Origin of the sequence: Arenimonas sp., assembly GCF_035721105.1 — a bacterium.
Lineage (GTDB): Bacteria > Pseudomonadota > Gammaproteobacteria > Xanthomonadales > Xanthomonadaceae > Arenimonas.
On the sequence record NZ_DASTNG010000017.1, the window covers coordinates 1 to 18,690 of the forward strand.

19 protein-coding genes are annotated in these 18,690 nt (G+C 71.9%); 4 read left to right on the top strand and 15 right to left on the bottom strand.

Translation table 11 applies throughout. The features are described from left to right. Positions 1 to 161: 161 nt before the first annotated feature. Positions 162 to 1,037, bottom strand: coding sequence for a PhzF family phenazine biosynthesis protein (locus tag VFQ84_RS01575; protein WP_325128518.1), 876 nt, complete (start codon positions 1,035 to 1,037; stop codon positions 162 to 164). A 31-nt stretch (positions 1,038 to 1,068) separates the two neighbouring features. Then, positions 1,069 to 1,947 carry a PhzF family phenazine biosynthesis protein gene (locus tag VFQ84_RS01580; protein ID WP_325128520.1) on the bottom strand — a complete coding sequence of 293 codons (879 nt, stop codon included), beginning with the start codon at positions 1,945 to 1,947 and terminating at the stop codon, positions 1,069 to 1,071. Between the two features lie 117 nt (positions 1,948 to 2,064). Between VFQ84_RS01580 and VFQ84_RS01585 the strand changes: the two genes are divergently transcribed. The 4 genes from VFQ84_RS01585 to VFQ84_RS01600 all read left to right on the top strand — a co-directional run bounded on the left by VFQ84_RS01585 (position 2,065) and on the right by VFQ84_RS01600 (position 8,324). Further along, the gene (locus VFQ84_RS01585; RefSeq protein ID WP_325128522.1) at positions 2,065 to 4,686 is read left to right on the top strand and encodes a bifunctional aspartate kinase/diaminopimelate decarboxylase; all 2,622 of its coding nucleotides are present in this window, start codon (positions 2,065 to 2,067) and stop codon (positions 4,684 to 4,686) included. Further along, positions 4,679 to 6,115, top strand: a complete 1,437-nt coding sequence (gene murL / locus VFQ84_RS01590; RefSeq protein ID WP_325128524.1) for a UDP-N-acetyl-alpha-D-muramoyl-L-alanyl-L-glutamate epimerase — start codon at positions 4,679 to 4,681, stop codon at positions 6,113 to 6,115. Before VFQ84_RS01585 ends, murL begins: the two co-directional genes overlap by 8 nt. Beyond that, entirely contained in the window at positions 6,096 to 7,475 is a 1,380-nt protein-coding gene (gene murD / locus VFQ84_RS01595; RefSeq protein ID WP_325128716.1) for a UDP-N-acetylmuramoyl-L-alanine--D-glutamate ligase, read from the top strand. Before murL ends, murD begins: the two co-directional genes overlap by 20 nt. Before the next feature lie 72 nt (positions 7,476 to 7,547). Beyond that, positions 7,548 to 8,324, top strand: a complete 777-nt coding sequence (locus tag VFQ84_RS01600) for a dienelactone hydrolase family protein (protein ID WP_325128526.1) — start codon at positions 7,548 to 7,550, stop codon at positions 8,322 to 8,324. 241 nt (positions 8,325 to 8,565) lie between these two features. Here the strand turns inward: VFQ84_RS01600 and ptsP are convergent, their stop codons facing one another. The 13 genes from ptsP to VFQ84_RS01665 form a co-directional block, all read right to left on the bottom strand. Then, the gene (gene ptsP / locus VFQ84_RS01605; protein ID WP_325128528.1) at positions 8,566 to 10,278 is read right to left on the bottom strand and encodes a phosphoenolpyruvate--protein phosphotransferase; all 1,713 of its coding nucleotides are present in this window, start codon (positions 10,276 to 10,278) and stop codon (positions 8,566 to 8,568) included. After that, a complete protein-coding gene (locus VFQ84_RS01610) occupies positions 10,278 to 10,547 on the bottom strand; it encodes an HPr family phosphocarrier protein (RefSeq protein ID WP_325128530.1) in 270 nt (89 codons plus the stop codon). The genes ptsP and VFQ84_RS01610 overlap by 1 nt, the downstream gene beginning before the upstream one ends. Continuing rightward, on the bottom strand, positions 10,540 to 10,932 hold the full coding sequence (locus VFQ84_RS01615; RefSeq protein WP_325128533.1) for a PTS sugar transporter subunit IIA: 393 nt from the start codon (positions 10,930 to 10,932) through the stop codon (positions 10,540 to 10,542). Before VFQ84_RS01615 ends, VFQ84_RS01610 begins: the two co-directional genes overlap by 8 nt. 214 nt (positions 10,933 to 11,146) lie before the next feature. Continuing rightward, positions 11,147 to 11,995: an RNase adapter RapZ gene (gene rapZ, locus VFQ84_RS01620; protein ID WP_325128718.1), complete on the bottom strand. Its 849-nt coding sequence runs from the start codon at positions 11,993 to 11,995 to the stop codon at positions 11,147 to 11,149. Positions 11,996 to 12,018: 23 nt separating this feature from the next. Beyond that, a complete protein-coding gene (gene hprK / locus VFQ84_RS01625) occupies positions 12,019 to 12,969 on the bottom strand; it encodes an HPr(Ser) kinase/phosphatase (protein WP_325128535.1) in 951 nt (316 codons plus the stop codon). 1 nt (position 12,970) lies between these two features. Further along, the gene (locus VFQ84_RS01630; RefSeq protein ID WP_325128537.1) at positions 12,971 to 13,444 is read right to left on the bottom strand and encodes a PTS sugar transporter subunit IIA; all 474 of its coding nucleotides are present in this window, start codon (positions 13,442 to 13,444) and stop codon (positions 12,971 to 12,973) included. Positions 13,445 to 13,451: 7 nt separating this feature from the next. Continuing rightward, a complete protein-coding gene (gene hpf / locus VFQ84_RS01635) occupies positions 13,452 to 13,778 on the bottom strand; it encodes a ribosome hibernation-promoting factor, HPF/YfiA family (RefSeq protein WP_325128539.1) in 327 nt (108 codons plus the stop codon). 132 nt (positions 13,779 to 13,910) lie between these two features. Continuing rightward, the gene (locus tag VFQ84_RS01640) at positions 13,911 to 15,344 is read right to left on the bottom strand and encodes an RNA polymerase factor sigma-54 (protein ID WP_325128541.1); all 1,434 of its coding nucleotides are present in this window, start codon (positions 15,342 to 15,344) and stop codon (positions 13,911 to 13,913) included. A gap of 33 nt (positions 15,345 to 15,377) precedes the next feature. Next, positions 15,378 to 16,097, bottom strand: a complete 720-nt coding sequence (gene lptB, locus VFQ84_RS01645) for an LPS export ABC transporter ATP-binding protein (RefSeq protein WP_325128543.1) — start codon at positions 16,095 to 16,097, stop codon at positions 15,378 to 15,380. Further along, positions 16,097 to 16,591: a lipopolysaccharide transport periplasmic protein LptA gene (lptA, locus tag VFQ84_RS01650; protein WP_325128545.1), complete on the bottom strand. Its 495-nt coding sequence runs from the start codon at positions 16,589 to 16,591 to the stop codon at positions 16,097 to 16,099. The genes lptB and lptA overlap by 1 nt, the downstream gene beginning before the upstream one ends. After that, on the bottom strand, positions 16,572 to 17,135 hold the full coding sequence (gene lptC / locus VFQ84_RS01655; RefSeq protein ID WP_325128547.1) for an LPS export ABC transporter periplasmic protein LptC: 564 nt from the start codon (positions 17,133 to 17,135) through the stop codon (positions 16,572 to 16,574). Before lptC ends, lptA begins: the two co-directional genes overlap by 20 nt. Continuing rightward, complete coding sequence (locus VFQ84_RS01660) at positions 17,132 to 17,671, bottom strand: KdsC family phosphatase (RefSeq protein WP_325128548.1); 540 nt, start codon at positions 17,669 to 17,671, stop codon at positions 17,132 to 17,134. Before VFQ84_RS01660 ends, lptC begins: the two co-directional genes overlap by 4 nt. 7 nt (positions 17,672 to 17,678) lie before the next feature. Next, entirely contained in the window at positions 17,679 to 18,680 is a 1,002-nt protein-coding gene (locus tag VFQ84_RS01665) for a KpsF/GutQ family sugar-phosphate isomerase (RefSeq protein ID WP_325128550.1), read from the bottom strand. Positions 18,681 to 18,690: the final 10 nt, after the last annotated feature.

Here is an 18,690-nt window from a genome sequence, read left to right on the forward strand (position 1 = left end):
TGTAGGAGCGCCTTCAGGCGCGAAGCCCTTCGCCGAAAAGATTCGCGCCTGAAGGCGCTCCTACAATCAGCAATCAGCCGTCAGCAATCAGCGGTCAGCAATCAGCCGTCAGCCGTCAGCGGCAGCGCCAGCGCCAGCGCCAGCGCGCACAGGCAGCACCACTAGCCCCAGTCGAGCTCGCCGCGCACCACGGTCTGCACCTGGCCGCCCGACCACACGTCGCCCTCGGCGTCCACGCGCAGCTCCAGCCGCGCGTCGTGGCCGACTTCGCGGCCCTGGCTGACGACGTAGCGGCCGTCGGCGCGGGGCAGGGCGTGGCGCTCGTGCAGCCACGCGGCCAGGGTGGCGTTGGCGGCGCCGGACGCGGCGTCCTCGACCTGGCCGGGCTGGCCGACCAGCGCGCGCACCACCAGGTCGTAGTCGCGGCCCTGGCAGCGTGCGAACACGCACAGCCCCATCGCCTCGTGGTCGCGCGCCAGCGCCGACACCGCCTCCCAGCGCGGCACCAGGCGGCGCACCGAGGCTTCGTCGCTGAGCTCGGCCAGCCACCAGCGACGGCCGCCGTCCATCAGCACCGGCGGCAGCGCGCCGGCGGTGAAGCCTTCCAGCGCCGAGAACAGGCGCGGGTCGTCCGGCTGGCCGATCTCCAGCACGCGGGCTTTCGGCGCACGCACCGCCAGGCGGCGGTCGCGGCCTTCGCCACGCACCTCGATCGGCAGCAGGCCGACCGCGCATTCCTGCACCAGCTGGCCGTCGCGCGGCGTGGCCAGGCCGGCGTCGAGCACCGCGTGCGCGCTGCCGATGCTGGGATGGCCGGCGAAGGGCACCTCGCGGCGCGGGCTGAAGATGCGCAGCCGGTAGCTGGCGCCGGGCGTCGACGGCGGCAGCACGAAGGTGGTTTCGGGCAGCCGCGTCCAGCGCGCGATCGCCTGCATGGCGGCGTCGTCGAGGCCGGCGGCGTCGAGCACCACGGCGAGGGGATTGCCGTCGCCGGGTTTGGCGGCGAAGACGTCTAGCTGTACGAACTGGCGCGGCATGGGGCGTCCTGCCCGGGTGGGGGCGTGCAGGTTACCAGTCCAGCGTGCCGCGGATGACGGTCTGGGTCTGGCCGCCGATCCAGGCCTCGCCGTCCTTGTCGACGCTGACCTCGATCCGGCCGTCGCGGCCGATCTCGCGGCCCTGGCTGACCCGGTAGCGGCTGCCGATCGCCGGCAGCGCACCGCTGTCGTGGATCCAGGCCGCGATGGCGGCGTTGGCGCTGCCGGTGACCGGGTCCTCGGGGATGCCGTCGGCCGGGCAGAAGGCGCGCACCGCCAGCGCGTGGTCGTGGCCGGCGGGCGTGCGGCCGAACACGGCCAGGCCGACCGCGCCGGTCAGCCCGGTCAGCGCGGCGATGGCCGCGAGGTCGGGCACCATCGCCCGCACCGCGGCGGCGTCGGCCAGCTCCACCACCCACCAGGCCGGGCCGTTGTCGACCAGCGCCGGCGCCAGCTCGCCGCGCGGCAGGTCCGCCAGCGCCGCCGACAGCGCGTTCTCATAGGGCACCCGCAGCGGCCGCGGCCGGCCGCGCGGCGCGCGCACGGCGATGCGGCGGCCGGCGCCCGTGCCCGACACGGTCATCGGCAGCAGGCCGGCGGCGCATTCCTGCACCAGCTGGCCGTCCACCGGCTGCGCCAGCCCGGCCTCGAGCACGGCGTGGGCGGTGCCGATGCTGGGGTGGCCGGCGAAGGGCAGCTCCTGCCGCGGGGTGAAGATGCGCACGCGGTAGCTGGCGCCGGCCTCGACCGGCGGCAGCACGAAGGTGGTCTCGGACAGGTTGGTCCAGTTCGCGAACGCCTGCATGGCCTCGGTGTCGAGGTCGCGGGCATCGAGCACCACGGCGAGCGGGTTGCCGGCCCCGGGCCGGTCGGCGAAGACATCGAGCTGGAGGAATTCACGGCGGCGCATGGGGGAAGCTCCGTTCTGGGGCAGGGGACGTGCGGCGGCGCGTGCCGGCGGCGCCTTCGATTACACTGGCGCACGCCGCGCCCGCGCGCCGCGACCCGTCATCTTAAACCGTGAGCCATGAGCCCAACCGCGCCCGCCGCCGGTGCCGACGCACCGGAATGGATCGTCCTGAAGTTCGGAGGCACCAGCGTGTCCCGACGCCATCGCTGGGACACCATTGGTCGCCTGATGAAACGCCGGGCCGAGGACGAGGGCGCGCGCGTGCTGGTGGTGGTCTCGGCCGTGTCGGGCGTGACCAACGAACTGCAGGCAATCTGCGACGGCCACGCCGATGCCGCCGCCACCGCGGCCCGCCTCGCGGCGCTGGTGCAGCGCCACGAGGCGTTCTGCGTCGAGCTGGGCCTGGATCCGGTGCAGGCGCTGGGTGAGCGGCTGGCCGCGCTGCGCGCGCTGGGCGACGACCCGCGGCGCGCCGCCGGCAGCCTCGACTGGCAGGCCGAGCTGCTGGCCCAGGGCGAACTGCTCTCGTCCACGCTCGGCGTCGCCTACCTGCGCTCGCAGGGCCTGGACGTGGGCTGGACCGATTCGCGCGACTGGATCCACGCGCGCCCGCTGCCCAACCAGACCGACTGGGCCAAGCGGCTCTCGGCCAGCTGCGATTACGCCGGTGACGCCGGCCTGCGCGCGCGCTTCGCCGCCGCGGGACCGTCGCTGCGGATCGCCCAGGGCTTCATCGCCCGTGCGCCGGACGGCGGCACCGCGATCCTGGGCCGCGGCGGCTCCGACACCTCGGCCGCGTATTTCGGCGCGCTGCTCGGCGCCCGCCGCGTCGAGATCTGGACCGACGTGCCGGGCATGTTCAGCGCCAACCCGCGCGCCGTGCCCGATGCCCGCCTGCTGTCGCGCCTGGACTACGAGGAGGCGCAGGAAATCGCCACCACCGGCGCCAAGGTGCTGCACCCGCGCTGCATCCATCCCTGCCGCGAGGCGCGGGTGCCGCTGTGGATCCGCGACACCGAGCGGCCGGACATGCCCGGCACCGTCATCGACTCCTCGGCCACCACGCTTCCCGGCGTCAAGGCGATCAGCTCGCGCCGCGGCATCGTGCTGGTGTCGATGGAAACCATCGGCATGTGGCAGCAGGTCGGCTTCCTGTCCGACGTGTTCGAGCGCTTCAAGGCGCACGGCCTGTCGATCGACCTGATCGGTTCGTCCGAGGCCAACGTCACCGTCTCGCTCGACCCCAGCGACAACCTGGTCAGCACCAACGTGCTCGATGCGCTCTGCGCCGACCTGGCCCAGGTGTGCCGGGTGAAGGTGATCGCGCCCTGCGCCGCCATCACCCTGGTCGGCCGCGGCATGCGTTCGATGCTGCACAAGCTGTCCGACGTCTGGGCCGAGTTCGGGCGCGAGCGCGTGCACCTGATCTCGCAGTCCTCGAACGACCTCAACCTCACCTTCGTCGTCGACGAGGGCCTGGCCGAAGGCATGCTGCCGCGCCTGCACGCGCTCCTGGCGCAGTCGGGCGCGATGCCGGTGAACGAGTCGGCGGTGTTCGGCCCCAGCTGGCGCCGCATCGACCAGCCGGCGACGCTGCGGCCCACGCCCTGGTGGCACCGCCAGCGCGGTCGCCTGCTGCACCAGGCCCAGGCCGGTACGCCGCGCTACGTGTACCACCTGCCGACGGTGCGCGAGCGCGCCCGCGAGATCGCCGGCGTCGCCGCCATCGACCGCCGCTTCTTCGCGCTCAAGGCCAATCCGCATCCGCCCGTGCTGCAGGCGCTGGAGGCCGAGGGTTTCGGCTTCGAGTGCGTCTCGCGCGGCGAGCTGGAGCATCTGTACCGGGTGCTGCCGACCCTGGCGCCGGACCGCGTGCTGTTCACGCCCAGCTTCGCGCCGCGCGACGAGTACGCCGCCGCACTGGCGCGGGGCGTGCACGTCACCATCGATTCGGCGACGCCGCTGCGGCAGTGGCCGGACCTGTTCCAGGGCCGCGACATCGTGCTGCGGCTGGATCCGGGCTTCGGCCACGGCCACCACGAGAAGGTGCGCACCGGCGGCAAGGAGGCCAAGTTCGGCCTGGCCGCCGAGGCGCTGCCGGAGTTCCTGGCGGCTGCGCGCGCCGCCGGCGCCCGCATCACCGGCCTGCACGCGCACATCGGCAGCGGCATCCACGACGCGCGCCACTGGCACACCGTGTACGCGCAGCTGGCGGCGCTGGCCGAAGGCATCGGCACGGTCGGTTTCATCGACGTCGGCGGCGGCCTGGGCGTGGCCTACGATCCGGAGGCCGAACCCTTCGACGTCGCGGCCTATGCCGCGGCGCTGGCCGAGGTGAAGGCCGCTTATCCGCACTACGCGCTGTGGGTTGAACCCGGCCGCTACCTGGTCGCCGAATGCGGCGTGCTGCTGCTGGGCGTCACCCAGGTGACGCGCAAGCAGGGCCTGCGCCGGATCGGCGCCGACGGCGGCATGAATGCCCTGCTGCGCCCGGCGCTGTACAACGCCTGGCACGAGATCGTGAACCTGACGCGGCTCGACGACCCCGCCGGCGAAGCCAGCGAGATCGTCGGCCCGATCTGCGAGACCGGCGACGTGATCGGCCGCCAGCGCCGCCTGCCCGAGGCCACCGCCGAGGGCGACGTGCTGCTGGTCGGCCACGCCGGCGCCTACGGTGCCGTGATGGCCAACCGCTACAACCTGCGCGAACTGCCGCAGGAGGATGTGATCGATGACTGAGTTCGACCCCCGCGCCGTGCGCGCGTTCCGCTTCACCGACTGTCGTTTCGACCCGGCCACGGGCGAGGCAAGGCTGGGCTACGCCTTCGACGACGGCCCGGTGATGGAGGAAGTGATCACCATCCCCGGCGCGCCGTTCGCGCTTGATGCCGCGCGCGCCGCCGCCGTGCAGCGCGCGCTGCGGCTGCTGCACCTCATCGCCGGCGTCAGCTATTACAAGGCCGCCGTGCCGCCGCGGATCGAGATCGAAGGCGAGGGCATCGACGCCAACACGGCGGCGCTGCTGACCTCGGTCTACGAGAACGGCCTGGGCGAGTTCGCCTACCGCAACGGCCTGCACTTGCGCGGCAAGATCCACTTCCCCGTATCCCCCGTATCCCCTGTAGGAGCGCCTTCAGGCGCGAAGGCTCTTCGCCGAAAAGCTTCGCGCCTGAAGGCGCTCCTACAGGGGGAACCGCCGGCGGTTGGCCTGAAGCGCCACGCCATCGTCGCCATTGGCGGCGGCAAGGACTCGCTGGTGTCGATCGAGGCGCTGCGGGCGCTGGGGGTCGACCAGACCGTGTGCTGGATCGGCAGTTCGCCGCTGATCCGCGCCTGCGCCGAGCGCACCGGGCTGGCGCTGCTCAACATCGGCCGCACGCTGTCGCCGCGGCTGTTCGAGCTCAACCGCCAGGGCGCGCTGAACGGCCACATCCCGGTGACCGCGGTCAATTCCGCCATCCTGGCGCTGGCCGCGCTGCTGCACGGCCACGACCAGGTGGTGTTCTCGAACGAGCGCTCGGCCAGCTACGGCAGCCGCATCGTCGCCGAGGACGGCACCGTCACCGACGAGGTCAACCACCAGTGGTCGAAGGGCTGGGACTTCGAGCGCGACTTCGCCGCCCACCTGCGCGGCCACGTCGCCTCCGACCTGCACTACTACTCGCTGCTGCGGCCGTTCTCGGAGCTGGCGGTGGCGCGGCAGTTCGCCCGGCTCGACCGCTACGACCAGCATTTCTCGAGCTGCAACCGCAATTTCCATATCCTGGGCGAGCGCCCGGCGCAGCGCTGGTGCGGCGTCTGCCCGAAGTGCCACTTCGTGTTCCTGGCGTTGGCGCCGTTCATGCCCAAGCCGCGGCTGATGACCATCTTCGGCCGCAACCTGCTCGACGAGCCCGAGCAGGCGCCGGGCTACGACGCGCTGCTGGAGTTCCGCGACCACAAGCCCTTCGAGTGCGTGGGCGAGGGCCGCGAGTCGCGCGCCGCGATGGACGCCCTGGCCGACAGCCCGGCCTGGCGCGAGGACGCGCTGGTCAAGCGCTACGCCCGCGAGATCCGGCCGCAGCTGGCGCCCGAGGCGCGGGGACTGGCGCCGCTGCTCGAAGCCTCGGATGATCACGGCATTCCAGGCGAGCTGTGGGGGCCGCTGCGTGCGTATTTCGGAGCTTGAGGGCAAGCGGGTCGCGATCTGGGGCTATGGCCGCGAAGGCCGGGCGGCGCTGGCCGCGCTGCGCTGGCGGCTGCCGCGCCAGCCGGTGACCGTGTTCTGCTCGCCCGACGAGGCCGAGCCGCTGCGCGAGATGCAGGACCCCGCGCTGCGGATCGAGATCGCGGTCGATGCCGATGCGCTGTGCGAGCACGAGATCGTCATCAAGTCGCCGGGCATCAGCCCCTACGCCTCGCCCGCGGCCGATGCCGCGCTGCGCGGGGTGCGCTTCATCGGCGGCAGCGGGCTGTGGTTCGCCGAGCCGGTGTCCGGCAAGCGGGTGGCGGTCACCGGCACCAAGGGCAAGTCCACCACCACGGCGATGATCGCGCACCTGCTGCGCGCCGCCGGCCAACGCACGGCCCTGGCCGGCAACATCGGCCTGCCGCTGCTGGAGCTGCTGGACGTGCAGCCACCGCCGGACGTGTGGGCGATCGAACTCTCGAGCTACCAGACCGGCGAAGCCGGCGCGATCGACGTCGCGGTGGTGCTCAACCTGTTCCCGGAACACCTGGACTGGCACGGCAGCGAGGCGCGCTACTACGCCGACAAGCTGGCGCTGGTGACCCGGGCGGCGCCGCGCGTGGCGGTGTTCAACGCCGCCGACCCGCACCTGGTCGAGCTGGAGGTGCCGCCGACCACGCGCGTGCTCTGGTTCAACCACGGCGACGGCTGGCACCTGCGCGAAGGCAGCGTCTACCGCGGCGAGCGCGCGGTGCTCGACGCCCGCAGCCTGCCGCTGCCCGGTCGCCACAATCGCCTGAACCTTTGCGCCGCGCTGGCGGCGATCGAGGCGCTGGGGCTGGATGCGGTGGCGCTGGCGGCCGCGGCGCTCGGCTTCCGGCCGCTGCCGCATCGCCTGCAGACCCTGGGCACGCGCAACGGGGTGGAGGCGGTGAACGATTCGATCGCGACCACGCCGCATGCGTCCATCGCGGCGCTCGACTGCTTCCGCGGCCGGCGCGTGGCGATCCTGGTCGGCGGCTACGACCGCGGCCTCGACTGGGGCGTGTTCGTCGAACGCATCGCCGCCGAGCCGGTGGCGGCGGTGATCACGATGGGCCAGAACGGTCCGCGGGTTTACGAGAAGCTGCGCACGCTGGCGCTGGGCGATCGCATGGTGCTGGCCGAGGCCGGCGAGATGGAGGAGGCGGTGAAGCTGGGCCTGCAGGCCCTGGGCACCGACGGCGTGCTGCTGCTCTCGCCCGGTGCGCCCAGCTTCCCGCGCTACCTGGACTACGTCGCCCGCGGCCGCCACTTCGCCAAGGCCGCCGGCTTCGACCCCGAACAGATCAGCGCCATCCCGGGCCTGGGCGTGGCCTGACGCTCACGCGGCGCTGACCCCACGGACCGGTGCCGGGACTATCATTCCGTCACTTTCCCCGGAGGACATCCCATGCGCGCCCTGATTGCCCTTGCCCTGCTGGCCCTCGGCAGCACCGCCGTCGCCAAGCCCGTCGCCGAACCGGTCAGCTGGACCCACGGCGGCACCACCTTCGACGGCTACCTGGTCTACGACGCCGACGAGGACGACCGCCGTCCCGGCCTGGTGATGGTGCCCAACTGGATGGGCGTCACCGACGCCGCGGTCGAGAAGGCCAAGCAGCTGGCCGCCGACGACTACGTGATCCTGCTGGTGGACATGTACGGCCGCGGCGTGCGCCCGGCCAACGCCGACGAGGCCGGCAAGGCCGCCGGTGCCGTCTACGCCGACCGCGAGGCCCTGCGCGGCCGCATCAACGCCGCGCTCGACGTGCTCAAGGGCTCGTCGGCCAAGACCCCGCTGGACGCGGCCCAGCTCGGCGGCATCGGCTTCTGCTTCGGCGGCGCGGTGGTGCTGGACCTGGCCCGCAGCGGCGCCGACGTGGCCGGCGTGGTCAGCTTCCACGGCAACCTCTCGACCTCGATCCCGGCGCAGCCGGGCGACGTCAAGGCCAGCCTGCTGGTGCTCAACGGCGCCGACGACGGCTACGTCCCGGCCGAGCAGATCGCCACCTTCCAGCAGGAAATGACCGCCGCCAAGGCCGACTGGCAGTTCGTGAACTATGCCGGCGCCGTGCACTGCTTCGCCGAAGCCGACGCCAACAGCCCGGGCTGCCAGTACCAGCCCCTGGCCGCCAAGCGCGCCTATGCCGCCATGGAATCGTTCTTCGACGAAAAGTTCGGCGACTGACGCTTCCCGCACCGACCGGCTTGCCCCGAACCCCGTCCTCGTGACGGGGTTCGTCTTTTAAAAGCAACGCTTTTTAACACGGATAAGAGCGGATAAAAGACGATAAACACGGATAAAGCAGGAGCGGGAGGGGTTCGACGCGAGCCCGCACGCCCGGCGAAAACCCATTGAGTTTGCTTTTGCCCTATCCGTGTTTATCGTCTTTTATCCGCTCTTATCCGTGTTAAAACCGCTCTTCCCCTCACCTCGCGAGCCACTTCTCGATCGCCGCCCGGTCATGCGCCCGGAGCAGCGATTGCGCGCGGCGGCGGAGGCTGGCGTGGTCGGCGTCGCGGATGGCGCGGCGTACTTCCAGCAGGGTCGAGGGATGCAGGCTGAACTCGCGCAGGCCCAGCGCCAGCAGCAAGGGCACGTTGGCGGCTTCGCCGGCCATTTCGCCGCAGACCGCCACCGGGATGCCGTTGCGGCGGCCGTAGGCGAACAGCTCGGCGAGCAGCCGCAGCATCGCCGGATGCCGCGGCGTGTACAGCGAGCCCAGGGACTCATGGTTGCGGTCGACCGCCAGCAGGTACTGCACCAGGTCGTTGGTGCCGACCGACACGAAGTCGACCAGGTCCACGAAGTCCGGCAGGCCCAGGGCCGCGGCCGGCACTTCGATCATCGCGCCCAGTTCGACCGAGGGGCCGGTGGGCGTGCCTTCGGCCAGCAGCGCGGCGCGCGCCGCGTCCAGCAGGGCGACCACGGCCAGCATCTCCTCGCGGCCGCAGATCATCGGCACCAGCACCCGCACCGGGCCGTAGGCCGAGGCGCGCAGGATGGCGCGCAGCTGGGTCAGGAACAGCGCCTCGTGCGCCAGCGACAGCCGCACGCCGCGCAGGCCCAGCGCCGGGTTCGGCTCGCTGCGCAGGGCCAGGCCGCTGTGGTCGGCCTTGTCAGCGCCCAGGTCGAGCGTACGGATGGTCACCACGCGGCCGGCCATGCCCAGCACCAGGTCGCGGTAGGCCAGGAACTGCTCGTCCTCGGTGGGCAGTTCGCGGCGCTGCAGGAACAGGAATTCGGTGCGGTACAGGCCGATGCCGTCGGCGCCCAGCGCGTGCGCCTCGGCCACGTCCTCGCGTGACTCGGCGTTGGCGTAGAGGCGGATGCCGATGCCGTCCTGGGTGCGCGTGGGCTGGCGCCGCAGGCGCGTGAGCTGGGCCTGCTCCTTGCCGAGCTCGGCTACGCGGCGGTGGTAGCGCTTGAGGTCGGCGGGGCCGGGCTCTAGCACCAGTTCGCCGGTGCCGCCGTCAACCATCAGCGCATTGCCGTCGTTGGCCACCGCCAGCAATTCGCCGCCGCCCAGCACCAGCGGCAGGTGCAGGCTGCGGGCGAGGATGGCGCTGTGCGACAGCGGGCTGCCGGTGGCCGCGACCACGGCGACCACGCCCTGGGCCTGCAGTTCGGCCAACTCCTGCGGTGCGACCGCGTCGCAGACCAGGATCTCGCCCGACAGCCCGGCGGTGGTGTCGTCCGAGCGCCGCTGCAGCGCGGCGTGGACGCGGCCGATCACGTGGTCGAGGTCCTCGCGCCGGCTGCGGAAATAGTCGTCGTGCATGCCCTCGAACACCGCAGCCAGGCGGTCGCGCTGCAGCTTCAGGGCGTAGTCGGCGGAATAGCGGCCGGTGCTGACCAGGTCGTCCAGGCCGTGCAGCAGCTCGGGGTCGTCCAGGATCATGGCGTGCAGGTCGAGGAACTCGCCGACCTCCTGGGCCAGCGCGCCGTGCAGCCGCTCGCGCAGGCCGTGCAGTTCGGCGCGCGCGGTGTCCAGGGCGCGGTGCAGGCGCAGGATTTCATCGGGAACCTGTTCGGCGGTGATGCGCTGTTCTTCGACCGCCAGTGCCTGCGGGTGCCGGACGCGGACCCGCCCCAGGGCGATGCCCCGGGCCGCGGGCTGGCCGCGCAGGGCGCGGCGCATCAGTCGTCCTCGTCGAACCGGCGCTCGAACAGCGCCGCGGCCGCGTCCATCGCCGCCGCCTCGTCCTCGCCGTCCACCCGCAGCACCAGGACGGCGCCGGGTGCGGCGGCCAGCAGCAGCACGCCCATGATCGACTTGGCGTTGACCTCGCGACCGCGGCCGGTCAGCGTGGCCTGGCAGCCGAAGCCCGAAAGCACCTGCACCAGCTTGGCCGCGGCGCGTGCGTGCAGGCCGAGGCGATTGCCAACCTTGAGTTCGCGTTCAAGCATCGTCGATCACCACGCCGTTGCGGGCGCCGGCAGCGGCCGTGCGCGCCAGGTCGTCCAGGGCTTGTTCCGGGTAGTTCAGCGCCCGCAGCAGCATCGGCAGCGACAGGCCGCTGATGCGGTGGCAGGGCGTGCCCAGCCGGGAAAGCCGTTCCGCCACGCGCGCGGGCGTGGCGCCGTACAGATCCACCATCAGCAGCACGCCGTCGCCGCCATCGACCTTGCGCAGCGCGGCGCTGGCCTCCGGCAGCACGCCGTCGGCATCCGCGTCCCACGGCACGTCGAAGGCCTCCACCGCCAGCGGCAGCGCGCCCACGAGGCGCCGCGCGGCGCCCAGCAACGGACTGCCGACCCCTTCATGGCTGACGATCAGGATTCCCACGGACATGCTTGAACATTACCAGAGCGGTGGGTGGCAAAGAAATCAAATGCTTTTGAACACGGATCAAAGCCGATGAACACGGATCAGAGCCGATAAAGCCATAAAAGTGGGAAGCGCCGCGGCCCCATCCCAAGCTTTTGCCCTATCCGCCCCTATCCGTGTTTATCCGCTCTTATCCGCGTCAAAAAGCCCTTTCCCCCAAGCACGCCGAACCGCAGGCCTACTCGAGTTCCCGGTGGAAGGTCACCACACCCTCGCGCCCCAGGTCGCGGTAGTGCCGGGCGAGCGACTCCGCCAGGTAGACCGAGCGATGCCGCCCGCCGGTGCAGCCGAATGCGACGGTGAGATAGCTGCGGGTCTCGGCCTCGAAGCGCGGCACCCAGGCGTCCAGGAAGGTCGTGACCTGGCTGCGGAACTCCTGTACCAGCGCGTCCCGGTCCAGGTGTTCGCGCACCGCCGCGTCGCGGCCCGAAAGCGGCCGCAGCCGGGCGTCCCAGTGCGGATTGGGCAGGGCGCGCGCATCGAACACGAAGTCGGCGTCGGCCGGCAGCCCGCGCTTGTAGGCGAACGACTCGAACAGCAGCGACAGCCCCTGGTGCGCACCGACGCCCAGCGCGGTGATCACCTGCCGGCGCATCTGGTGCACGTTCATTTCCGAGGTGTCCATCACCAGGTCGGCGATGGCCTGCAGCGGCCGCATGCGCTTGCGCTCGAGCTGGATGGCGTCGGCCAGCGGCAGCCCGTCGTGGCTCAGCGGATGCTTGCGGCGGGTGTCGGAATAGCGCTTGAGCAGCACCTCGTCGCGGGTGTCGAAATACACCAGCTTGTGGTCGAAGCCCAGGTCGCCCACCTCCGACAGCCACTCCGGGATGCGGGTGAGGTCGGGCGAGCGGTTGCGCACGTCGATGCCCACCGCCAGCCGGTGCCGGCCGCGGTTGTCGCTGGCCACCGAGCGCACGAAGCGCGGCAGCAGCTCGGCCGGCAGGTTGTCGGTGCAGAAGAAGTCGAGGTCCTCGAGCGTGTTGAGCGCCACCGACTTGCCCGAGCCGGACATGCCGCTGACCACGATCAGCAGGGGGCGCGTCGCGTCGCTCACGGCGTGCCGCCCTGCATCAGGAATTCGCTGTGCCGGGCCAGGAAGGCCGCGGCCGGATCCATGCCCTTGCTGCGCAGCAGGTGCAGGCGCACGGCGGCCTCGGCCAGCACGGCCAGGTTGCGGCCGGCGGCGACCGGCAGTTCCACCACCGGCACCTCCAGGTCCAGCACCTTGCGGCTGGTGGATTCGCCGGTGATGCGCGCCATGGCCTCGGCCGACGGGTCCTGGGCGCGCACCAGGTGCACGACCAGGCGCAGGTACTTGTTCTTCTTCACCGCGGTGTCGCCGAACATCTGGCGGATGTTCATCACGCCCAGGCCGCGCACTTCCAGCAGGTCCTGCAGCAGGTCGGGGCAGGTGCCGTCGAGCACGTCGGGCGCGATCTGGGTGAACTCGGGCGCATCGTCGGCGACCAGGCGATGGCCGCGGCTGACCAGTTCCAGCGCCAGCTCGCTCTTGCCCAGCCCCGAATCGCCCGTGATCAGCACGCCGATCGAATAGATCTCCATGAACACGCCGTGCAGCGTCACCCGCGGCGCCAGCGCGCGCGCCAGGTGGTACTGCAGCAGGTTGAGCAGCTCGTAGCCGCGGCGCGGCGACGACCACAGCGGGGTGTCGGATTCCTCGGCCGCGTCGCGCAGGTCGGTGGGGCAGGTCTGGTTCTGGGTGATGACCATCGCCAGCGGCCGCGCGTCCATGATCTTCTGCAGCACTTCCCAGCGGTTGCGCGCGTCCAGGCCGTCGAGCCAGGCCAGCTCGGCCGAGCCGATGATCTGCACCTTGTTGGGGTGGATGACGTTGAGGTAGCCGGCCAGCGACGGCCGCCGCGAGAGGTGCTCGCCGCGTTCGATCACCCGCGTCTCGCCGCGCTGGCCGGCCTGCCAGCGCAGCTCCAGCCGCTCGCCCAGTTCGTCGAACAGCTCGCGGGCGCGCAGGCGGTCGGCCATGTCAGGCGGCCGCCGGGTGCGCGGCCTGCCACTCCGACAGCAGCGCGTACAGCGCGGCCGAATCCGGGGCCTGGCGCAGGCGCTGGCGGAAGTCGCCGTCGCCGAACATCTCGGCCAGGTTGGCCAGCAGCATCAGGTGCTGCGTGGCGAAATGCTCGGGCACCACCAGCGCGAACACCAGGTCCACCGGCTGGCCGTCCGGGGCGTTGAAGTCCACCGGTTCGGCCAGCCGCAGGAAGGTGCCGGTGGCATTGGCCAGGCGGGCGCTGCGTCCGTGCGGGATCGCCACGCCGTGCCCCAGGCCGGTGCTGCCGAGTCGTTCACGGCCGCACAGGCCGTCGTAGATGCCGCGTTCGCTCTCCCCGTCGGCGCCATTGGCCAGCAGCGCCGAGAGTTGTTCCAGCAGGCGCTTCTTGCCGCTGGTGGTGACGTTGGCCTTGACGCGGGCCGGGGAGAGCAGGTCCAGCAGGTGCATGGCGATGTCAGCCGAAGCTGTCCGAGCGGGCGGCGGACTCGCCGCGGTGGTGGTCGGTCATCTTCTCTTTCTGCTTGATCACCAGGCGGTCGAGCTTGTCGGCGAGCAGGTCGATGGCGGCGTACATGTCGGGCGCGACGGCCTCGGCGTGCAGGGTCTTGCCCGGCGTCGAGAGCGTGGCCTCGGCCTTCTGGTCGAGCTTGTCGACCGAAAGGATGACCCGGACGTCGAGGTGATGGTCGAAGTGGCGCGCGACGCGCGCCAGCTTGTCCTGCACGTAGTCGCGCAGGGCGGGGGTGACGTCGATCTGGTGGCCGCTGATGTCGATCCGCATGATCACGATCCTCCTGTGGGTGTCACGGACAGCAAAACATGGCCACGGGCAACGCGCCGTGACCGATGTCAAAAGGGGTGGGGAACTTTTCGCCGCGGCGGCGTGGACGGGCATGCACCATCGGAGGGGGCCTCAGGCCAGGCGCTGCCGTTCGTTGGAGGCGGAGATGTTCATCGCTTCGCGGTATTTTGCCACGGTTCGCCGGGCCACGGGGATGCCCTCGCCCTTGAGGATCTCGGCCAGGCGCTGGTCGGACAGGGGCGCGCGGGGGTTCTCGGCCTCGATCAGCTTGCGCAGCATGGCCTGGATGGCCGTGGCCGAGGCCGCGCCGCCGTGCTCGGTGGCGATGCCGGAGCTGAAGAAGTGCTTGAACTCGAAGGTGCCCCGGGGGGTGCGCAGGTACTTGCGGGTGGTGGCGCGTGAAATCGTCGACTCGTGCAGGCCCAGCTCCTCGGCCACCTCGCGCAGGGTCAGCGGGCGCATGGCCACGCTGCCGTGGTCCAGGAAGCCGCTCTGCTGGCGGACGATGGCCTTGGCGACCCGGGTCAGGGTGTCGGCCCGGGTTTCCAGGCTCTTGATCAGCCAGCGGGCCTCCTGCAGCTGGCCGCGCAGGTAGCTGTCGTCCTCGCGGCTGGCCTTGCCGATCAGGCGCTCGTAGTGGCGGTTGATGCCCAGCCGGGGCTGGCTGCCGGGGGCCAGGGCCACTTTCCAGACGCCGCCCTGGCGGTAGGCGATGACGTCCGGGGCGATGTACTCCGCCTCGCCGGCGCCGATCCGGGCGCCCGGCTTGGGATCGAGCGAGCGCAGCAGGGCCACGGCCTGGTCCATGGCTTCGGCCGGCTGGTGCAGCTGGGCCGCCAGCCGGGCGGCGCCCAGCTTGGCCAGCGCGTCCAGGTGCCGGCCGCAGACCTCGCGGGCCAGGGCCAGGCCCGGGGTGTCGTCGCTGAGCATGCGCAGCTGCACGCACAGGCACTCGGACAGGCTGCGGGCGCCGGCGCCCACCGGGTCGAAGTGCTGGACGATGTGCAGCACGGTCTCGATCTCGGCCTCGGTGGCCTTGATCTCGGGCAGCAGGGCGGCCTGGATGTCGGCCAGCGGGCCCTCCAGGTAGCCGTCGTCGTTGATGGCTTCGACCACGGCCTGGCCGATGGCGATGTCGCGCGGGCCCAGGTGGCTCAGCTGCAGCTGCCAGAGCAGGTGGTCGTGCAGGTCGATGGGCGCGGCGGCGGTGAATTCATCGGTGTCGTCGTCGCCGTTGCCGCGGCGCTCGCTGCCGCCGGCGCTGGGGTCGAACCAGTCGGGCTGTTCGCCCGGGTCGAAGTCGCCGCTGTCGGGGTTGTCGCCGGCGTCCTCGCCCGAGGGCGCGTCGGCGGGCTTGTCGCCGTCGGGCGGCGTGAAGGCCGGCTCGGCGTCTTCTTCACGCTCGAGCAGCGGGTTCGATTCCAGCGCCTGGTTGAGCTCGGCCTCGAGCTCCATCGCCGAGAGCTGCAGCAGCCGGATCGCCTGGCGCAACTGGGGCGTCAGGGATAGCTGCTGGCCGAGCCGGGTCTGGAGGGTGGGCTTCATGGCGCTCCGCGGGGGGACCGCGCGCGGCCGGCCTCAGAGGCGGAAGGAGTCGCCCAGGTAGACCCGACGCACGTCGGCATTGGCCAGGACCTCATCGGGCGAACCCTGGGCGAGTACCCGGCCGGCATTGAGGATATACGCCCGGTCGCAAATGCCCAAGGTCTCGCGCACGTTGTGGTCGGTGATGAGCACGCCGATGCCGCGCTGCTTGAGGTGGCGGACGATCTTCTGGATCTCGCCGACCGAGATCGGGTCGACGCCGGCGAAGGGTTCGTCGAGCAGCATGAAGCGCGGCGCGGCCGCCAGGGCGCGCGCGATCTCGACCCGGCGCCGCTCGCCGCCCGACAGGCTGGCGCCCGGCTGGGTGGCGACGTGGGTGATCTGCAGCTCTTCGAGCAGGGCCGCCAGCTCGCGGTCGCGGGCCCGGGCGTCGAGCCCGGGCCGCAGTTCCAGCACGGCGCGGATGTTGTCGGCCACGGTGAGCTTGCGGAACACCGAGGCTTCCTGCGGCAGGTAGCCGAGGCCGCGGCGGGCGCGTTCGTGCATGGGCAGGGCGGTGATGTCCTTGCCGTCGAGCAGGATCTGGCCGGTGTCGGTCGCGACCAGGCCGACGATCATGTAGAAGCAGGTGGTCTTGCCGGCGCCGTTCGGGCCCAGCAGGCCCACCACTTCGCCCGGGCGCAGCGACAGCCCGAAGTCGTGCACGACCTGGCGCGACTTGTAGCTCTTGGCCAGCCCCGCCGCGGTCAGCATCAGTTGGCCGGCGCGGTCTTGGGCAGGATGCGGAGGGACACGCGCTGGCCGTCGCCACCGCCGTCGAGGCGGCCGGTGGCGAGGTCGTACTTGATGGTCTCGCCGCGCAGGTTGCCGCGTGGCTGCTCGATCACGACGCCGCCGGTGAGCACCATCACGTCGCTGGTGAGCGTGTAGACGACCTGGCGTGCCCGGGCGTCCATGGGTTCGCCCGTGTCGGACACCTGGCGCAGGCGTGCGGGTGAACCGGTGAGTACGATCCGGTCGATCTCGCCGCCGCGGCGGTGCACTTCGGCGCGGTCGGCGTCGACCTCCAGGCTGCCCTGGCGGATCTTCACGTTGCCTTCGAGCGTGGATACGGCGTCGTCGCCCATCAGCGCATCGGTGCGATCGGCGTCGATGTCCATCGGCTGGCTGCGGTCCGTGGACTTGGCCAGGGCCGGGCCGGTGGCGGCCAGGCAGAGGATCAGCAGGCTAGTTGCGGCGGGGCGCATAGTGTCCTTTGACGTCGTTCTGCAGCTGGAAACGCTTGGACGGCATGTCGACGTCCAGGCCGGTGCCCACGAGTATAGAGTCGCCGTGGGTGACGGTCACTTGCCCGGCGGCGTCGGCCCGGTCCACGTCCGGCAGCACCCGCAGGCGCTCGGTGGCGAAGCGCACGCGCTGGCCGGTCTCCGAGGGCGGGCCCACCATTTCGACCGCGCGCAGCAGGTGCACCTGGTCGGCGTCCGGGCTGACCCAGGCCGCCTCGGACCGCGCCTGCCAGCGGCCGCCCTGGGCGGCCGGGAAGGAGAAGCGGGGTTCGACCAGGCTCAGGCTCTTGCCGCCAACGTCGCGCTGCAGGTAGGGGCCGCGCACCGTGAAGGACTCGCGGCCTGCCTGGTCGAGGGTGGTCAGCTCGTAGTCGCGCAGGATGTAGTCCGAGCGCTGGGGCGCCTGCACCGGCGGCACCTGCTGCTGGTTCCATTGCCACACGGCCACGCTGACCAGCACCACGGCCAGCACGCCCAGCACGCCGTTGAGCCAGGCCCGGCTCATTCGACGCCGAAGCGGGCGAGCACCGCCGCGCGCAGGCCGCGGGCCTCGAGCAGCAGGTCGCACAGTTCGCGCACGGCGCCTTCGCCGCCGCGGGCGCGGGTGACCAGGTGCACGCGTTCGGCTACCCAGGGGTGGGCGTTGGCCGGGGCCGCAGCCAGGCCGGCCAGCGCCAGCGCCGGCAGGTCGGGCAGGTCGTCGCCCATGTGCGCGGTCTCGGCGGCGCCCACGCCCAGCTGCGCGCAGAGCATGCGCAGGGTGGCGGACTTGTCCTTCACGCCGGTGTGCACGTGGGCGATGCGCAGGTCGCGGGCGCGGGCCAGCACGGCGGCGCTTTCCCGCGCGGTGACCAGGGCCACGGTGATGCCGTGGTCCTCCAGCAGGCGCAGGCCCTGGCCGTCGAGCACGTGGAAAGCCTTGGATTCGTTGCCGGCGGCGTCATAGACCAGGCGGCCGTCGGTGAGCGTGCCGTCGACGTCGAAGCAGGCCAGGCGGATGCCGGCGGCGCGGGCGCGGAGGTCGCTGGGGGAGAGGATCATCGCCGGATCAGACCACGCGGGCGCGCAACAGGTCATGAATGTTCAGGGCGCCGACCACGCGTCGCCGGGCATCGACCACCACCAGCGAACTGATCTTGAACTCCTCCATCAGGTGCGCCGCCTCGACCGCCAGCGCGTCCGCGCCGATGGTCTTGGGCGCGCGGCCCATCAGCTTCGACACCGGGGTGGCGTGCAGGTCGGTGTGCTCGTCGTCGAGCGCGCGGCGCAGGTCGCCATCGGTGAACACGCCCTGCAGCACGCCGTCGGCATCGACCACGGCGGTCATGCCCAGGCGCTTGCGGGTCATCTCGAGCAGGGCGGTGGTGGTGCTGGCGTCGGCCGGCACGGTCGGCACCGCGTCGCCGGTGTGCATGATGTCGCGGATGTGCAGCAGCAGCTTGCGGCCCAGGCTGCCGGCCGGGTGCGAGCGGGCGAAGTCCTCGGCGGTGAAGCCGCGCGCCTCGAGCAGGGCCACCGCCAGCGCATCGCCCAGGACCAGGGCCGCGGTGGTGCTGGACGTGGGCGCCAGGCCCAGCGGGCAGGCTTCGGCCGGGACGCTGGCGTCGAGGTGGACGTCGGCCAGGCGGCCCAGGCTCGAGTCCGGCCGGCCGGTCATGCTGACCATCACGTTGCCCTGGCGCTTGAGCGCCGGGACGATGGCCAGGATCTCGTCGGACTCGCCGGAGTTGGACAGGGCCAGCACCAGGTCGGCGTCGGTCACCATGCCCAGGTCGCCGTGGCTGGCCTCGCCCGGGTGCATGAAGAAGGCCGGGGTGCCGGTGGAGGCCAGGGTGGCCGCGATCTTCTTGGCGATGTGCCCGGACTTGCCCATGCCGGTGCAGACCACCCGGCCCCGGCAGGCCAGCATCAGCCGGCAGGCGGCGGCGAACTCGGCCCCGATCCTTGCCTGCAGGGCGGCCAGGGCCTGGGCCTCGACGGCGATGACGGTGCGGCCCGAGGCGACCAGGGCGTCGTCGTGGACCTTCGGGGCCTGGGCGGGATCGTTCATGCAGGGGGTG

Bases quoted from the DNA above. Each gene is read 5' to 3' on its own strand.
- ptsP (WP_325128528.1), bottom strand. From the start codon at position 10,278: ATGCGCCGCGCCCTGCGCGGCCAGCCCGCGGCCCGGGGCATCGCCCTG.
- VFQ84_RS01665 (WP_325128550.1), bottom strand. From the start codon at position 18,680: ATGAACGATCCCGCCCAGGCCCCGAAGGTCCACGACGACGCCCTGGTC.
- VFQ84_RS01615 (WP_325128533.1), bottom strand. From the start codon at position 10,932: ATGTCCGTGGGAATCCTGATCGTCAGCCATGAAGGGGTCGGCAGTCCG.
- VFQ84_RS01585 (WP_325128522.1), top strand. From the start codon at position 2,065: ATGAGCCCAACCGCGCCCGCCGCCGGTGCCGACGCACCGGAATGGATC.
- VFQ84_RS01640 (WP_325128541.1), bottom strand. From the start codon at position 15,344: ATGAAGCCCACCCTCCAGACCCGGCTCGGCCAGCAGCTATCCCTGACG.
- VFQ84_RS01575 (WP_325128518.1), bottom strand. From the start codon at position 1,037: ATGCCGCGCCAGTTCGTACAGCTAGACGTCTTCGCCGCCAAACCCGGC.
- lptA (WP_325128545.1), bottom strand. From the start codon at position 16,591: ATGCGCCCCGCCGCAACTAGCCTGCTGATCCTCTGCCTGGCCGCCACC.
- VFQ84_RS01610 (WP_325128530.1), bottom strand. From the start codon at position 10,547: ATGCTTGAACGCGAACTCAAGGTTGGCAATCGCCTCGGCCTGCACGCA.
- VFQ84_RS01660 (WP_325128548.1), bottom strand. From the start codon at position 17,671: ATGATCCTCTCCCCCAGCGACCTCCGCGCCCGCGCCGCCGGCATCCGC.
- VFQ84_RS01630 (WP_325128537.1), bottom strand. From the start codon at position 13,444: ATGCACCTGCTGGACCTGCTCTCCCCGGCCCGCGTCAAGGCCAACGTC.
- murL (WP_325128524.1), top strand. From the start codon at position 4,679: ATGACTGAGTTCGACCCCCGCGCCGTGCGCGCGTTCCGCTTCACCGAC.
- lptC (WP_325128547.1), bottom strand. From the start codon at position 17,135: ATGAGCCGGGCCTGGCTCAACGGCGTGCTGGGCGTGCTGGCCGTGGTG.
- lptB (WP_325128543.1), bottom strand. From the start codon at position 16,097: ATGCTGACCGCGGCGGGGCTGGCCAAGAGCTACAAGTCGCGCCAGGTC.
- VFQ84_RS01580 (WP_325128520.1), bottom strand. From the start codon at position 1,947: ATGCGCCGCCGTGAATTCCTCCAGCTCGATGTCTTCGCCGACCGGCCC.
- hprK (WP_325128535.1), bottom strand. From the start codon at position 12,969: ATGGCCGACCGCCTGCGCGCCCGCGAGCTGTTCGACGAACTGGGCGAG.
- VFQ84_RS01600 (WP_325128526.1), top strand. From the start codon at position 7,548: ATGCGCGCCCTGATTGCCCTTGCCCTGCTGGCCCTCGGCAGCACCGCC.
- hpf (WP_325128539.1), bottom strand. From the start codon at position 13,778: ATGCGGATCGACATCAGCGGCCACCAGATCGACGTCACCCCCGCCCTG.